Raw genomic sequence first — 16,075 nt, forward strand, 5'->3', positions numbered from 1 at the left:
GGCTTTTTTACAATTAGCGATAAAACTAACACGCTGATTATTTTTTAGTAGCGTTAACCAGTTGCACTCGCAATGAACTTGCTGCGCCTAGCTCAACACTCGTCTGAGCACCTAAGCCACGCATTCTAGTTGCAATTTTGCGCAGTCCTTTAGATAAAGCAATATCCAATGGTGTCTTCTCATAGTCATTAGCTACATTAACTTCCGCACCTTTTTGCAATAGGTACTGAGCGATATCTAGCTTACGATTGAGTAGCGCATTAAGTAATGGCGTATTACCTTGTTTATCTACACTATTTGGGTTTGCACCTGCATTGAGTAAGATGCGAGTGATTAGCGTATTGTGGTTGTTAACCGCAAGGTGCAGTGGCGTGAATGCTTCATTATCTGACATCGTGAATTTAGGTTTGTAGGCCAGTAACAACTGAACAAGTTTTTCATCATCTTTACCAACCGCATAGTGTAAAGCGGTACGTTTAGACTTAGTGCTGGTTGCATTGACGTTAGCACCTGCGACCAATAACAGGCGCATCTTTTTCATATCACCCGCACGCGTTGCAAGGTGCAGCGGCGTTTGGCCGTACATATAACGGTCTTCCTCGTTAACCGCATTTACATCCGCTCTTGCGGCTAATAGAAGCTGCAAAATCGTTGTGTCTTCTTGCGCAACTGCAATATGAAGCGGCGTATTACCCGTCTCTTTATCACTCGTCTTTTGTCTAACGCCCGACGCAATCAACAACTTAACTAATGGAATGTTTTGTGTTTTTACCGCAGTCATTAATGGTGACTGTGTACGATCACTGATTTTGTTGATATTTACCTTTTTAGCAATGAGTAACTTGGCATAGCTTAAGTTCTTCTTAGTCAAAGCGTTACCAATAGGTGAGCGACCATATTTATCACCAACATGCGGGTTTGCGCCTATTTTTAAGAGCGTTCGAGTGATTGCCAACTCATCGTTCTGGATAGCCAGTAACAATGCTGTTTCACCCTTATCATTTTTCTGATGAATATTGACGCGATCAGCCAGCAGCTGAGTAACAATATTTGTCTTTCCGTTCACCGCTGCACGGTGTAACAGGCTGTTACCATCCTTATCTTTCACGTATACATTGGCACCGCTACTCAGTAGTAATTGCGTAAAGCGAGAGTCGTTTTTTTCGATGGCAATTTGAATAGGCGTACGTTCGTAAGCATCTTTAATATTGACGTCCACACCTTTGGCAATCAATGCCTGCGCTAGCTCCATCTCGGTATTCGCAATGGCGCGATGGATTAAGTATTGCCCTGAATACTCTAAGTTTGGGTTAGCCCCGATAGCCAATAGAAAACGAATCATATCGTTGTTCTTAGCTTCAGCCATCAGCACCAAAGGTGGTTTTTTATTGGTGACATTGATGTTGGTTTTGTACTTCACCAATAGACGCATCGCTGCCTTATCGCCTTTTTCCAACGCTTGCATAAACAAAGGGAAAAAGTCGATCTTGTCACTCTTATAAACACGTTTTAAAAACATCTCTAAAACAGGGTAGTTGCTTGGTTTACTGGTGATTAGCGTACTTAACATCGGCACGTAGTTTTGCAGTAGCTCAACATCCTTACCATGATCTAAGAATGACTTCGCGACATTCCACTTTCCAAGCTTGATGACCTCAGGCAGCAGGCGGTTGTTTTGATAGTGTATCGCAAGCGGTTCAATACGTAATACGTTGGCAGCTTTTATGTGATCGTTTTCTTTAACCGCATCAGCTAAAACTACACCTGCAGAAATAATCTTAGCGCGTTGCTTATAAGGAAAATTTAGGTAGTCAGTCGGATAGTATTGTTCGAAGTCCATAGACTCGATATGGTTCTGAAAGAAGCCAGCCGCAGGGTTAGCCCCTTGCGCGATTACCCACTTTGCCAGCTTGGTATAACCTTGCGATAAAGCAATGTCGTAAGCCGTTCCACTCGCATACTCGTAACGACGTTTACCCGTAACATAACGGTTGAGTTTGTCAGCGCGTACATTCACCTGCTGAATGAGTGAGCGACTATTTGAACGGTAGTCGATTGGGAATTGTTTTTTGAATAGCTGCTGTGCGCGTTGTAAATTGTTATCTGCAACTGCTAATAAAAACTGGTCTGCCTCTGATAAGCATTGCACGGAGCCTTTAGTGACAACGACTTGCTTTGTGTTGTTTGTATCAATGGTGCACTCTGCCGAAACAGTAGCACTTGTTAGGGCAAGTACTACTGCTGAGGTTAGCTTTAGAAGTGCGCTTGGATTTTGCTTTGTAGTGAGTGTAAACATCCGTTTTACCTGTAATTAATGAATCAACACCTATACAGACGGGGCAAAATTCAAATCTTTACTAGGGGATGTAAATTATTTTTATTTATTTGCGGAGCACCTGACAAAGCCTTCTCTGGACACTTCCTATAATATAGAATGTTTATTTTGCATTAAAATAGCATATAAATTAATCTTTAGTTTGCTGTAGTAGATACAAACTTTATAACAGAAGGAACGGTTAGCTTTGTCCAACGCTGTGTCATATACCGATAAAAACTCCGAAAGCGAATGTCGCCAAATGCTGGATAACTTTGTCTTTCAAAAAGGTGACCTCGGAACTGCGCTGCTCGCAACTTTGACCCAGTACATCAAGTTCTGTAGTTATAAAATGCAGCCTTTGAGTGTCGAAGACCAACAAGAAGTGTTGCAGGAAGTAGGTATTAAATTACTCAATAAACATAAGCAACTAACAGGCAACTGTAGTGGCTGGCTGTTTAAAATTGTGCGAAATGAGATTATTGACCAGCTGCGTAAACAGAAAAGTCGGCCAACATTATTAGAGCCTGATAACAGTGGTAATCTCGTTGAAGTGCAGCCCCAGTATCCTGCGGAAGTGCTTCATCATAAAAATCTGTATCACGAGACGGACTGCATCGAAAAAGTTTTCGATGAGATTGAGAGTCAACCCACAGGTGGTGAGGATTTATCAATCTATACGCACTTTGCGATGGGCAAAAGTAATGCTGAGATTGCCGAAGAAACTGGGCGAACCAGCGGTGCGATTGCTAAGCGTATCTCGATTTTGCGTCAGCGTGTTAAACAGCTAAAACAAGTACTTTGCTGAGGACTAACGATAATGGCAACTAGTAACGGCGAAGATCAGGACGATCAAAAACAATGGGAAACGGTGTTGTCTGGCGAACATTTGCCTGTTGAACATAGTAGTGCAGAGCAGGAAGCGGATGCTTTACGTCAGGTACTCATTTGGCGTAACGCTAAGCAAATGAACACTCAGCACACGCCAGAAGATGCCGCTGCGTTTTACCAGCACTTGCAGGGTATACAACGTCAGCGGAAACGCGCTCGCATACTGCGTTGGGCGAAAATTGTTATTTCAAGTATTCTTGTTTTCGTGATAGCCGCTAGCGTGTGGTTTTATCTTGAGGGCAGAGGTACAGATGTAACTCCAACGGTTGAATCAACGGGTAAAAAAATAACAACTCAAGCGCCTCAGCAAGGAGCCATAAAGATACTTCCACTAATGCCTGAGTTGGTTAGTATCCCTGCTGGCGAATTTGTGATGGGTTGTACTGCTGGTTGGGATGATGCTGTTGGTGGTTGCCGTACCAATGAATTCCCAGCACATACGGTAGAAGTTGCGGCCTTTAGCATGGGGCGCTATGAAGTGACGATGGGGCAGTTTAAGCACTTTGTGAGTGAAACTAACTATCAAACAGTGGCTGAGCAAAATAATCAGGGTTGCTCGGTATTAGATCCAAATAACCCTAGTCAGTGGATGATGGTACCTGCTAATAACTGGCGTAACCCTGGATTCACTCAGACAGATTCACACCCAGTGGTTTGCCTGAGTTGGCAAGACACACAGTATTATGTGTCTTGGTTAACGGACAAAACCAATCAGCAATATCGACTGCCTAGCGAGTCAGAGTGGGAGTATGCTGCACGAGCAGGGCGTGTCACTGCGTTTTACTGGGGAAGCAAAGGCGATAGGCGTTTTGCTAATTACCAAGGCACTGCCACACATGATAGTTGGCTAAACACGGCACCTGTGGGCCTTCATTCTAGTAATAAGTTTGGCCTGCATGATATGGCAGGAAATGCTTGGGAGTGGACGGCTAGTTGCTGGCGTGAGAGTTATCAAACACCAGAGCTGTCTAATGAAAACTGTACAAGCAAGCTAAGATCGAGACGTGGCGGTGGCTGGGATAATAATCCGCCAAGTATTCGTTCGGCTTATCGTAGCTCTGGGAATGAAGTGGAGCGGAGTAATTTGTATGGTTTTCGGGTAGTAACCGATCATTAGAATGCGTCGCTAATTATTGTAGCCAGAGGAGTCAGCTGTGACTCCTCTTTGACGCTTACTCAATAGGTGACTTATTGTCATCAGACTTATCTAGACTCGCTTTCTCGCCCTTATTTTTCTTAGCCTGCTCATTCACGTTATCACTCAGCGTCGTGGAGCGTTTGGGCGTTAAGCCTTCCTTCTTCTCGTTCACATGCTTATGTAAACGCTCACCCAGCGAGTTCACTGGCCCATCAATATGTTTCTCAATAATGCGTCGTCTACGTGAATGAAAACGTCGCAGTTGCCACTTGATCAATATGCGAGTACGCCTAAAAAATCCCCCAATAAACGGGATCTTCTCGACATAAGTCACTAATAACGTAATCACAATGAAATCAATATAAGGCTGTATCCAGTTACGCCACAGACTTTGGAAGAACACAAAAAACACAGTGATAAACTTGAGAATAAGCGTCAGAAACTTAGCCAGCGAAAAGCCCTTCATCAGCAGCCAGATAGCGTCAGCGATACCGACTAACCACAGACCCAGCGACGTTGGGATGGTGCCAAATATGACCGTCCAAAACTTCTGCCACAGGTTAGAGGCTTTGAATATACGCCATCTTACTTTGAGGTAACGTGTGAGGGGGTGGATCAGTGGTTTAACAATACGGTCTTGGAAGAACCCAGTAAAAGTATTGATAATGGCGCGTTTGCTCAGTGCAAAAAATGAGCTAACAGCAACGTGTTTCCAAGCAACCGTAGAGAGAGAAACAATGCCTTTTTTGAAGAAAAACTTCTTCAAAATCACAAGGAACTTGAACAACAATCCCTTAGAAAAAAGTACGCCTAATAGAACGACACTCCAAATAACATCACTGTAAATGATGGCGAGTGCGGTAAGAATACAAAGGAAGAGGGTAATGAGTAATTTTGTTGTTCTATTTAACATTACCCTCTCCTAGTTATAATTATTTTAGGTATCCTGAAAGTTTATTTACCTCCAACTTAGTGATTAAACGACAGAGGCTTACTCTGTATCAACATCATCAACACTACGCGTCTTGAACAGTGAGTACTTGATACGCGGGTAAAACATACCCCATAAAAAGAATACATACAGCACGCCGATAACAAACCATGATGTTGTGTAGCGGTTCATGAATGCGCCCATGGTAAATGCGATAAACGTTGCAGCTGCCAGTAGGATGATAAAGATGAACTTTCCAACGAATTCAGTCGTGCGCCATGCAGACCAAAAGAAAAACAGAACAATACACAAAAGCACCAAGCCACCAAGTGCCATGAAGCCACTTTGAGTGTTAACAGCCCAAGGGTAGTTAAGTGCGTAGTGGATGTAACTGTAACCCGTTGGGTTGGCAAAAATTACCAATGAAAGTAACGCGATAAGCGTAAACAGCTTTCCAAAAATGGCCATGAGTTCTTATGTCTCCGATTATTATAAATAATATTTTTTATTGGTTAATTATTGATATCCGAATCAATAATGTTTGTATATATTATAGATAGTTATGTCGAATAAGGGAACAAGTACCGGCAATTATCAGCCGTAATGATATTGTCATAATCCCCTAACAATCATCCTGTATGGTGGTTTGCTGTTTTGTGTTTATACCCCAGTTATTGTTCAATCAAATGGAGCTCCTATGCAGCAAGTTTTTGAGATATTTTGGCGGTTTCTTGCGCTAGGTTGTGTCAGTTTTGGTGGGCCAGCGGCACACATGGGGTACTTTCAAAAAACATTTGTTCAACGTTTAAACTGGCTCGATGATGCAGCCTATGCACGACTCGTTTCCCTCAGTCAGTTTTTACCCGGCCCCGGCTCCAGTCAGGTCGGCTTCTCCATCGGTTTACAGCGCTCTGGTATTGCTGGCGGAATAGCTGCCTTCTTAGGGTTCACACTTCCTTCGTTTGTACTCATGTATATATTGGCAATCAATGCCTTTGGCGATACACACAGTCTGTGGTTTGACGGTGCAATTGATGGACTAAAGCTACTCGCAGTCGTCGTCGTGGCCGATGCTACGCTGAGTATGTTCAACACTTTTTGCAAAGAAAAAGGCGCGATGGCGATGGCAATAGTCACAGCCAGTGCCTTGTTATTATTCCCTAGTATTTGGACACAAATGGGCGTGTTGCTCGGAGCGGCCTTAATCGGCTTTGTCATGCATACCGATGAAACAGTGCCAGTGGTTAAGTCAGTCGGCATCAAGTGGGGAATCGTCATTGTATTTGCAGTGTTATTTGTAGCGCTGCCACTACTGGCCAACTTTTCTGCGTGGTTCGCGTTGGCTTCAGACTTTTACCATTCGGGTAGCTTGGTGTTTGGTGGCGGTCACGTTGTCTTACCATTACTTCAGCAAACCGTGGGAGACTCGGTGACACCGGATAGCTTTTTAACAGGCTACGCAGCGGCACAGGCAGTCCCCGGCCCAATGTTTACCTTTGCAACGTTCTTAGGTGCTGATATGGCCGAGTCGAGTCCGTTACTCGGTGCGGTCGTTGCGACGCTAGCAATATTTTTACCAGGGTTCTTATTGGTCATCAGCTTGCAAGGCGCGTGGGAAACATTAGCTGCAAACCCAAAAGTAGCAGGTGCTATTTGGGGAATAAATGCTGCCGTTGTCGGTTTGCTCATGTCTGCGCTGTATCAGCCTGTCTTTACTAGTGGCGTCATCAAACCCATCGATATGGTATTCGTTATGATCGGTTTCTTTTTATTACGCGTACTAAAAGCACCAATATTGCTACTGGTGCTCGGTTTTATTAGCGTTGGTATTTTAAACACACTGCTGGTCGTTGCTTAGTCTATCTTACGTGCCAGATAGTCTTGGAACTGATGGTCCACTGGATCAGCACCCGGTGCTAGCTCAGGGTTATCAAAGTAAGGGCTAGTAATCATATAGTTCGCAGTACTAGGGTTACCTGCCATCGGAATATCATAGACCTGAGCCAGACGTGCCAATGCGCGAATGTCAGAGTCATGTGGCTGCGGTGTCATTGGGTCTTGGAAGAAGAAAAGGGCTTCTAGTTGACCCTCAGCAATCATCGCACCAATCTGTTGATCACCACCGAGTGGGCCACTTTTCAAACAGGTGATGTCTAGCTCTGGTGCATGTTCTGCCAGCAATTTCCCTGTTGTTCCCGTTGCAACGATACGTAGGTCTTTAAACTGTAGTCGGTTCTTAACGACCCACTCAGCTAGCTCTGTTTTCATGCGGTCATGTGCCACCATCGCAACTGCTTTACTCATTGTTTCCTGCCTTCTTTATTGATTATTAGGGTAAACATACTGGTTTATTCTGTGACTCGCAAATGGGCGCTTAACTGTTAGAATGTTAAAAAGCCATTGAGAGTTTCCCATGACCCCAGCACACGCGATTAAACGAGTAATCATGATCCCTGTTTGGTTGGTTCAGTTAGTCACAACCAGCAAATCATTTGAAGCCAACCCGATTATCGGCAGCCTATTGTTGAACCGCTTAGGCCTGCACGTGATTCGTCTAGTACTGTCTCACAGTGTCATGGGCTTGCGAATGTACTTACTGAGTTGGCAAGTCTCGAAAGAAGACAGACAGTTTTATCGGCAAAATGGTTACCTCCTCAAAACAGACTTTTTGGATGTTGAAGAATTTAAGCAACTAGTAGAGGAAGCGCAGAATTACGACGGTGAAACGCGGGAAGGGCGACAAGGAAATACCTTAACCCAGCGCGCAGTGATGTCGCCTGAGGCCCGCCAACAGGTTCCTGCTATTGGACGTTTACTTGAGTCGAAAGCGTTGTCACGCTTGGCACAATTTACCGCTGGCTCATTTCGTGCGCCTTTTTACTATATTGAGCAAGTCAAAAACCACTACTTAGAAGGCGAAGAAGACCCACAAAAAAGCTTTCACACCGACACCTTTCACCCGACCATGAAGTGCTGGTATTTTCTCGAAGACGTTACTTTAGAGAAAGGCCCGTTTACCTATGTGCCAGAGTCTAACCGACTAACGTGGGCGCGTATAAAGATGGAATACAGAAAGAGTGTGAAGGGTAAGCACCAAGAAAACCGCTACGCCAAACGCGGCTCTATGCGTTATAGCGATGAAGAGTTGGCGGAGTTAGGTTTGCCAGAACCAAAGGCGTTTGTGGTGCCAGCGAACAGCTTGGTGATTGCGAATACGTTTGGTATTCATAAGCGGACTGAGTCTGAGAAAAGTACGCGACTTGGGATATATGGCGATAGTCGAACGAATCCGTTTATGCCGATACCGAGTGTGCCGAGTCAGTTGTTGGATGAGTGGCAGTATAAGTTATTGGACTTGTTTCGGTTGAAGGCTGATAGGAAGGCGGCTAAGCGTGGGGGGAGGTCGCCTTGGTATGTTGTTGATGATTGACATGACTACAAACCTTATACAAAGAGTTTCAAGATTTCTGAAGCTCTTTCTCGTATTTCTTCTTCAGTATCATCAAGCATTAAAGTTACATACTTCTTTTTATCATCTTCATACAGAAAATCTAAATCGAATAAGTCCATCGAAGCAAATCTTATCTCTGGATTTTTATGTACGATGAGTGCTTCCCACTTTTTAAACTCATTGTCTCCGAGTGGAAGCATTGCCTCAATTGCCTGACGAAGTAGTGATGCTGACAAGGCCTCATTGTCAATTTCATCGAGAAATACTGAGTGATTAGTTCTCGATGACTTGAAGCTTTTTATGAGTTCAGTTCTTGCTATATTTTTTATATCAGATCGAGGATCATTCAAAAAAAGCTTGATTTCGTCATAATTCAGCTGCCTGGTTTTTATTAATGCCTCTAAGAGTTTTTCACGTGGACTGATAGGAATAACTCCTCCCTTCACGGGATAAGGTTCTTCATTTTTTGCCCAGTAATCTAGACCATAGGTAAACAGGTTGAACAATTTAGTGTGTTCGGGGTCAGTGAGCTCATAAAGATGTTCAGCCACAACAACAGCAGTCTTAGGATTACTGCTCAGACCATTTTTAAATATTGAAAAGAGCTTATCACTGTACTCCAAATCAACTTTTTTTAGCTGCTGAAAAAGGTACTCACAGCCATCTACAAGTGGTTCAGATAATCGTTTGAATAACAGTCTCCTCGATTCATCTTGATCTAACTGCGCAATCAAGGCAGCTGCTCCACCTAGGGCATATCCTTGGCCAGTATCTAGTAATTCTTCTACAAGTATTAGTTGGTCAGGTTTAGGTAGTAAATTTTCAATAAAGTTAACAGCAATCCAAACAATTAAGTGCGAGGGGTGATGAAGTGCAGATTCAACCTTTTTTATATTTAAATCCAGAGTTGAAGCTAAATTCCAGTCAATTTCGGTTGGGTCAACATCAACTTGGAGGTCATAAAAACTTCTCTTGTCATTATTTTCCGCATACAAGTAGTTTCTTGCATGCTGAGCTTCTTGTTGAAGAGCTACTGTATCAATACCTGTCAACTTAACAAAGTTTCTAAGTATTTCATTAGTTACTTCTTGGTCAAAACCTTCAGTCCAGTTCCAGACAATATTTTTTTCGAAGTGCATTGAAGCTAAAAGCGCGCTAAGGTTTATCAGTGGCTTTGGTTCAACATTATTTGAATCTATTTCTTCTGATGCGCCTAGAGCATCAAAAACAGCTGTGTAGGCTATACGGTTAGCATTGTCATATTTATCATTACCTGAAAGTACGCCTGACAAACGAGCTAGATTTTTTTCGTGCAGTTTGTTTTTTGCCCAAACTATATTTTTTTCTTTTAATATTTTATAGAGTCCATTACTAAATGTCGTTGATCCGTAACGTTCTCTTTCTAATAACTCTTCTATGAACTCATCTATTAGTGGTGCAGGTTTTGTTTCAATTAAAACGGGTAATATAGATAGAGTGAATGACTCTAGTAGCTCATAACCATAGTTTTTGCTAAATATCATTCCATTACCGCCTAACGATTGGGACCATGGGCTTTTGATTCTTTTCTGGTTAACACGTAAAGCACTTTCGAGCTCCTCAACGGGGTAATAACTCTTTCCTGCGGCAAGTGATGATGTCCAAGCTGCCAAATATGTCCATGGTTGTTCATGCTTTAATAGTTTTTTGGCTCGCAAACCGACTTCATTTGGGTAGTGCTTCGCAACTAAAGATAATGACATACCAACTTGAAAAGCCTCATCTTTTTTCTCTGACTGTACAATTTTAAACGCTCTTTCAAGAATTTTTATTCTCAAACTGCTTTCAACCGAATTCTCTTTTGTTATCATAATCTCCAGTGCAAGAACTATAGATTTATAAGCGCAATCTGATTCATCTGAAACCAGTGCAGAACTAACCTTGTCCGCAAGCCCTAATAAAACAGCAAACCTCAGAACTTCCTTAAACTCAGACTTTCGATAAACACTATTTAAATATGTATCTTGCTCTGGAGGTGTTAAAGAAATTAGATAACGAGCAGCTACAAATTCGCCAAAACTTTTATGGATAAAGGAAACGGTCTTCTCGGAGTTGATACCAATACGTTCAACTACTCCAATACTCTCCCAGTACTGAAGAAGTTTTTCTACCTCCGAATGAGCTTTGACAAGGCTACACTCAAGGTCTGATTTAATACTAATAGCGCAGGGTTCTAGTAGTTCATTGAGTCTAGTTAACGGATCGTTAGTAAGGTGCCAACCTAAAATATTCAAGAACTTTTTGCGCAATATTAAAGATTCTGGTGCCTCAGCAATACGAGGGTTAGGTGTCTCATCAATAATTTCGAATATCTGCTCAAATAATTTTTCTTTCGTCTCACCTAAATGCCGACCACGCACCAGTACTGATGCTGAAAGTCCTAAAAGTAAAGGGCTTCTAGCTACTACTTCTTTAAATTCCTTATTGGTGAGCTCTTTGTCGCAGAGCTTATTTATATCATTTTGGTGTTCAAAATTGCTTGGCATGCTTGCGTAGACCAACGTTGCCAAATTTGAGACGGCAGATGAAGGTTCCATCGTGGCCAATCTATAATGCCGCCAATCACTAAAGTGAGCTGTATCGTAGCCAACAGGGCGTGTAGTTACTAATACACGAGCGCTTGGATAGCCAATGGCAAAACGTTCAACACCAGCCGCTACTTCTTCTTGCAAAGAACCGCATTCGTCTAAACCGTCACAAAGCAGTAACCAACTCTGGAACTTAGACTCCTTCGCTTCCGCTGAGCTAATGCCACTTCCATCTAATGATAAGTCAAAGATAGCCTCTTCAAAGCTGTAGCCACTCTGCATACGAGCAGCCACAGCTTTTAATTTCATATTTAGAACCGGAATACGATCCTCGCTATAACGCCGAGCTATCCGTTTTAATAAAGTAGTTTTCCCCATTCCTGGGCCACCTATCAAAACACCACGCTGAATAAATCGTCCAAGAGTTTCAGGGTCGACAATAGTTTCATCATTGCTAATAGACCTTGAGCTCAAGGATTGATATTTTTTCAGGGCTTCAGCAAGGGTATCAGTTGCTTCATCGGGAGTCTTTTCTACAACCACACGCACGGGAATCCATGCTTGGTCAACTTTTAGTTTCTTTTGTACACCAAGTATTGAAAAGTACTCTTGTGTATCAGAAATCCACTCGCATAGCTTATTTAACAACACAACTGGGGCTTTAGATGTCTCTTGAGAAAGCTTGATTCCTTCAGATTTGAGTAAGCGAGATATAGATGACATCTCTCGCCTTCCCTTCAATTCAATTAAGCGCGCTGCATCTTTGCAAATGCTATTCCAAGCAGCAGTGGTTTGCGTATGGTCACTACAAAGGTCGTTAAGCATATTCTGTGCAGTGCGGATATCAGCTTCGTCAGCAGGTGTGGCACTTATTGTTTGAATACGAATATTTTGACAGGTTGAACGAGTGGGTAGATTATCTTTCGTGAGTCTTTCAAGAAACTCTTTTGAAATGGGGGCAATTTCATCTTCGCGTCCATCGCCGAGCCTAGTAATATCTTTGCTTAAGTTCTGAGTAATTGTACTACTGCTGCTGGGTGATACGATTAGAACGCCATAACTTATTGTTTTATCATTAATAGCCTTGGCCAGAGCCATCAGAGAATCCCATAATTTATTGCCTCTTTGGAGCCCTTTTTTTACCTGAACTTCAACCACATCACCTGACTTTAAGATAAGTCGGATGTCATCACCGGGTCCATTTGTTTCAGCTTCGATAGCTACAGGAATATCTTCAATTAGCCCGTGAAGCCATTGCAATGATTGTCCTTTCATCATGTAAACAGTTGCGATTGCTGAGACCGTAGCCTGATAGTTTATTCCGCCACCTGTTGCTGCCCCACCTGCTGGAGATTTATTTTTAGACACGGCAGTACCCTATGATGTTCGTTGATATATTTGCTATTTAAATGAAAGAAGTCATTTTACTCAAGTGTAATTCAAATGATCATAAAGTGTCGTCTTTGCAGGTCTGCTTAGAAGGTAATATTTTTTTACCTTAAAAGTTTACTTACTGAGTTAGCGGAACAAGTCGCAGAGGTAACAGAAGAGATACCCGAGGATCGAGTAATCTAGCTTGAAGTCGAACTAGGAGATGTTCTTTGGTGTTATTTAAATACGGATGCTTAGATAATAGTAAGTATGGTATAAAAGCGTAAAGTGTCACTTTATGGTTTTACTATGTACGAAGCGTTAAGCAAGAAAAAAACAGAGCTCGATCAATGCCGACCGATGCCACCAGAGCTGGTCACAAACCTCGAAGATTGGTTTCGAGTAGAGCTGACGTACACCTCAAATGCGATTGAGGGCAACACCCTGACTCGTCAAGAGACAGCCCTAGTGGTGGAAAAGGGTTTAACGGTTCGTGGTAAAAGCCTCAACGAACACTTAGAAGCGCGCAATCACGCCAATGCCCTAGAGCATGTTAAGACGCTGATTGACCGACCCAGTATAACCATCACCGAGCAAGACATTTTAGCGATTCATCATCTAATCCTTCATGCGATTGATGATCCAAATGCGGGTGCATATCGCGCTTTCCCTGTACGAATTTCTGGTTCTCTAGTGGTGTTGCCAAACCACGTTAAAGTCTCACGTTTGATGGCAGAGTTTGTGAGTAAGATTCACGACGATGCATCTAAGCTGCACCCTGTCGCCTTAGCGACTTGGGCGCATTATGAGTTGGTGACGATTCATCCCTTTGCAGATGGTAACGGGCGAACAGCTCGCTTATTAATGAATCTGATTTTGATGCAAAACGGTTACCCGCCCGCCATTATTAGTAAGCGTCAACGTGACCGATACATCAAGTCTTTGGAGCAGGCACAGCTTGGTGGGAGTCGCGATAACTTCGATAAGCTGATTGCGGCATCTGTTGATAAATCACTGGATATCTATCTCAAGGCGGCTCGTGGTGAGGATGCGCCACAGCCAATTAACCCAACCAAGTTATTGAAGATTGGGGAGTTGTCGAAGCTTAGTGGGCAAACGACTCCGACCATTCGTTACTGGACGAGTCTTGGCTTACTCGATGTCGCGAGCAAAACAGAAAAAGGCTATACCTTGTATGCGCGTGATCAGCTGAAACGTATTGAGGAGATTATTGAGCTAAAAGGCCAGCGCTTCAGTCTGGAGGAGATTGGGCTAAAGCTTGTAAATAAAACGAATGGTTAAAGCTAAAAGCGTAAAGTGTCACTTTATGGTTTTATCTATAAAATTATGGAGAAAGTAAGAACCAATATTTAACAAACCTTTACAAGCAGGCTGCTATTTCAAGGTTTTAGAGCGTGTTAATGTTCAAGCTTAGTTAAATATAAGAGTGACGATGAGTCACGGAGAGAAAATGAGCATTAGAAACACCGCTGAAAACTACGGCGTAATAGCGAAGTGGCTGCACTGGATAACGGCCGCACTTTTCTTAGGCGCGTACATGACTTATTACTACCGACACTGGTTTACCGAAGGTCGCTCGCCTGAGGGGTTTACCGCGCTACAAATTCACGCATCGATTGGTATTACGGTATTTGTGGTAGTGGTGCTTCGTTTGTTGTGGCGTTTCACTAATCGTGCGCCCAATGAAGAGCCGGGTACAAAGCTGACACACTTGGCTGCAAAGCTTGGTCATTATGCGCTTTACGCGATTATGATTCTAATGCCTGTCACGGGTTACTTTGGGTTTGGCGGAAGCACTAATTACTTCTTCTTGTTTGAGATCCCACGCTTCGCAGACACTCAGATATTCGAGATGCTTGTCACTAACGGTTTGGGTATGACATTTGAAGAGTTTGAAGCGCCAATCGATTTCATTCATAAAGATATTTTAGGCGCTTGGCTCGTTTGGATATTGATCGTCGGTCATGCTACCGCAGCGCTATATCATCACTATGTGCTAGAAGATCGCACGCTTAAAAAGATGACTAACGGCAAATGATTTAACGCACTTTACCCTCTGAATAAAGCCCAAGCTTTCTTAAGTGCTGGCGAATATTCTGCTCAGCATAGGGGATAAGCTGTTCAGCAAGCTGAGGGTAAAGTGCTCCCAATAACTCCTCGTCTCGTAAACCGTTATTGTGCGCTTCCAGTATCTGTCGCTCGCGCAATATTCGATGCTCCAAGGTCTTACTCAACAGCGACGTCCCAACCACGGGTAAACCATGTGATGGGATAATGTGTTTAGGCTGCATCGCAATCACTCGTTCAAGGCTCTCAAAGTACACCGCCATGTCGCCCTCAGGCTCAGGGATCACCACGGTCGTACCCGGCTCAACCAAGTCTGCGACATAAAACCACTCCAGATTTTTAGCGGCTAGTCCAACCATCGTATCGTCATGCCCCGGTAGTTCGTGGCAGATCACATCATCCCCATGCCACTGCGTCACCACGTCATTTTGTTGAATATGGCGCACATCAATATCATCTAGGTAGTCACTGCCAAAGCGTTGCAGTAGCCGTTGTTGACACTTTTGCGAGCAGAGAATAGGGATGTTCCAATCCTTAGCCAGTTGTGGCGCACGCTCGTGGTGGTCAGGGTGGTGATGGCTTAATAAAATCGCGTCTGGTTTGTATTCGGCTAAACTGGTTTTGAGTAACTCAAGTATCTCGTTACTGCTCGGTGATGGGTCGGTCAGTATGCGCAGCGAGCCTTTATCACCAATCAATAGTGAGTTGGTGGTCGTAGCCGGTGGTAGCGTGTGAGAGGGCACGGCTATGTGCATGACATCATGAATGAAGGGTACGAGCGGCAGCATGTCACTGTCTTCAAAGCCGCTCTCAATATCGGCCGACTCAAGCGTGACATCATCTGCCAGTGCCTTGAGGATTTTTAGTGTAGCACTGACCACCATCGCGTCACCGTCGAAGTAGTGTTGCAGCAACTTTTTAGGCGCTAACCATGTGCCGCTAGCCACTTCTTTTGGCTCAAGTGCAAAGGTGGGTAGGCTGTTTAACGTGATTTTATAAAACTGAATATCGAAGCGGTGCTTTTGGTAGGTTGGGGTGGTCGATGTACCAAACTGACTGATACTAACGACCTGATTTTGTTCAAGTGATTGGACTAGGTCAAAACCTAACTCCTCACGTATTTCACGGATGAGCGCACCAATATTTTCCTGAGAGAACGTGCTTAATAAGGGATGCTGACAGGCGAACACTTCATCGCCACTATCAATCTTGCCACCGGGAAAAGCGGTAAAGCCAGGAAACGCAGCTAGGCTTGTTTGTCGCAAAATACTAAAGACTTGATTGTCGTAAATAAAGATTGCTGCTACTGCACCGCGCATTGTGA

12 protein-coding genes are annotated in these 16,075 nt (G+C 43.5%); 6 read left to right on the forward strand and 6 right to left on the reverse strand.

The genetic code is table 11. The features are described 5' to 3' along the window. Positions 1-37 precede the first annotated feature (37 nt). On the reverse strand, positions 38-2,296 hold the full coding sequence (locus DKT75_RS11765) for an ankyrin repeat domain-containing protein (RefSeq protein WP_109823633.1): 2,259 nt from the start codon (positions 2,294-2,296) through the stop codon (positions 38-40). Between the two features lie 226 nt (positions 2,297-2,522). On the opposite strand from DKT75_RS11765, the gene DKT75_RS11770 reads away from it, so the two are divergent. Together DKT75_RS11770 and DKT75_RS11775 are read left to right on the forward strand one after the other, a co-directional pair. Continuing rightward, positions 2,523-3,122, forward strand: coding sequence for an RNA polymerase sigma factor (locus tag DKT75_RS11770; protein ID WP_146201363.1), 600 nt, complete (start codon positions 2,523-2,525; stop codon positions 3,120-3,122). A 12-nt stretch (positions 3,123-3,134) separates the two neighbouring features. Next, positions 3,135-4,322 (forward strand): formylglycine-generating enzyme family protein, encoded by a 1,188-nt coding sequence (locus DKT75_RS11775; protein ID WP_109823635.1) that lies wholly within the window; start codon positions 3,135-3,137, stop codon positions 4,320-4,322. A 55-nt stretch (positions 4,323-4,377) separates the two neighbouring features. Here DKT75_RS11775 and DKT75_RS11780 read toward each other — a convergent pair whose 3' ends face one another. Beyond that, the gene (locus tag DKT75_RS11780; protein ID WP_109823636.1) at positions 4,378-5,256 is read right to left on the reverse strand and encodes a hypothetical protein; all 879 of its coding nucleotides are present in this window, start codon (positions 5,254-5,256) and stop codon (positions 4,378-4,380) included. Positions 5,257-5,334: 78 nt separating this feature from the next. After that, complete coding sequence (locus DKT75_RS11785) at positions 5,335-5,742, reverse strand: DUF6524 family protein (RefSeq protein WP_109823637.1); 408 nt, start codon at positions 5,740-5,742, stop codon at positions 5,335-5,337. Positions 5,743-5,971: 229 nt separating this feature from the next. On the opposite strand from DKT75_RS11785, the gene chrA reads away from it, so the two are divergent. Continuing rightward, the gene (chrA, locus tag DKT75_RS11790; RefSeq protein WP_109823638.1) at positions 5,972-7,132 is read left to right on the forward strand and encodes a chromate efflux transporter; all 1,161 of its coding nucleotides are present in this window, start codon (positions 5,972-5,974) and stop codon (positions 7,130-7,132) included. Here the strand turns inward: chrA and DKT75_RS11795 are convergent. After that, the gene (locus DKT75_RS11795) at positions 7,129-7,578 is read right to left on the reverse strand and encodes a methylglyoxal synthase (protein ID WP_109823639.1); all 450 of its coding nucleotides are present in this window, start codon (positions 7,576-7,578) and stop codon (positions 7,129-7,131) included. The two genes, chrA and DKT75_RS11795, sit on opposite strands and share 4 nt — an antisense overlap. 109 nt (positions 7,579-7,687) lie before the next feature. On the opposite strand from DKT75_RS11795, the gene DKT75_RS11800 reads away from it, so the two are divergent. Next, positions 7,688-8,704 (forward strand): phytanoyl-CoA dioxygenase family protein, encoded by a 1,017-nt coding sequence (locus DKT75_RS11800; RefSeq protein ID WP_109823640.1) that lies wholly within the window; start codon positions 7,688-7,690, stop codon positions 8,702-8,704. A gap of 14 nt (positions 8,705-8,718) precedes the next feature. Here DKT75_RS11800 and DKT75_RS11805 read toward each other — a convergent pair whose 3' ends face one another. Further along, the gene (locus tag DKT75_RS11805; RefSeq protein ID WP_109823641.1) at positions 8,719-12,660 is read right to left on the reverse strand and encodes an NACHT domain-containing protein; all 3,942 of its coding nucleotides are present in this window, start codon (positions 12,658-12,660) and stop codon (positions 8,719-8,721) included. Positions 12,661-12,972: 312 nt separating this feature from the next. Between DKT75_RS11805 and DKT75_RS11810 the strand changes: the two genes are divergently transcribed. Then, a complete protein-coding gene (locus tag DKT75_RS11810) occupies positions 12,973-13,965 on the forward strand; it encodes a Fic family protein (RefSeq protein WP_109823642.1) in 993 nt (330 codons plus the stop codon). A 169-nt stretch (positions 13,966-14,134) separates the two neighbouring features. Beyond that, positions 14,135-14,722: a cytochrome b gene (locus DKT75_RS11815; RefSeq protein WP_109823643.1), complete on the forward strand. Its 588-nt coding sequence runs from the start codon at positions 14,135-14,137 to the stop codon at positions 14,720-14,722. A 1-nt stretch (position 14,723) separates the two neighbouring features. Here DKT75_RS11815 and DKT75_RS11820 read toward each other — a convergent pair whose 3' ends face one another. Then, positions 14,724-16,070 carry an MBL fold metallo-hydrolase gene (locus DKT75_RS11820; protein WP_109823644.1) on the reverse strand — a complete coding sequence of 449 codons (1,347 nt, stop codon included), beginning with the start codon at positions 16,068-16,070 and terminating at the stop codon, positions 14,724-14,726. Positions 16,071-16,075 lie beyond the last annotated feature (5 nt).

The sequence above is a fragment of the Leucothrix arctica genome, from assembly GCF_003172895.1.
In the GTDB taxonomy this organism is placed as follows: Bacteria; Pseudomonadota; Gammaproteobacteria; order Thiotrichales; family Thiotrichaceae; genus Leucothrix; species Leucothrix arctica.

Excerpts from the sequence above, each read along its gene's own strand:
- DKT75_RS11795 (WP_109823639.1), bottom strand. The coding sequence starts at position 7,578 with ATGAGTAAAGCAGTTGCGATGGTGGCACATGACCGCATGAAAACAGAG.
- DKT75_RS11780 (WP_109823636.1), bottom strand. The coding sequence starts at position 5,256 with ATGTTAAATAGAACAACAAAATTACTCATTACCCTCTTCCTTTGTATT.
- DKT75_RS11820 (WP_109823644.1), bottom strand. The coding sequence starts at position 16,070 with ATGCGCGGTGCAGTAGCAGCAATCTTTATTTACGACAATCAAGTCTTT.
- DKT75_RS11810 (WP_109823642.1), top strand. The coding sequence starts at position 12,973 with ATGTACGAAGCGTTAAGCAAGAAAAAAACAGAGCTCGATCAATGCCGA.
- DKT75_RS11765 (WP_109823633.1), bottom strand. The coding sequence starts at position 2,296 with ATGTTTACACTCACTACAAAGCAAAATCCAAGCGCACTTCTAAAGCTA.
- DKT75_RS11785 (WP_109823637.1), bottom strand. The coding sequence starts at position 5,742 with ATGGCCATTTTTGGAAAGCTGTTTACGCTTATCGCGTTACTTTCATTG.
- DKT75_RS11800 (WP_109823640.1), top strand. The coding sequence starts at position 7,688 with ATGACCCCAGCACACGCGATTAAACGAGTAATCATGATCCCTGTTTGG.
- chrA (WP_109823638.1), top strand. The coding sequence starts at position 5,972 with ATGCAGCAAGTTTTTGAGATATTTTGGCGGTTTCTTGCGCTAGGTTGT.
- DKT75_RS11815 (WP_109823643.1), top strand. The coding sequence starts at position 14,135 with ATGAGCATTAGAAACACCGCTGAAAACTACGGCGTAATAGCGAAGTGG.
- DKT75_RS11775 (WP_109823635.1), top strand. The coding sequence starts at position 3,135 with ATGGCAACTAGTAACGGCGAAGATCAGGACGATCAAAAACAATGGGAA.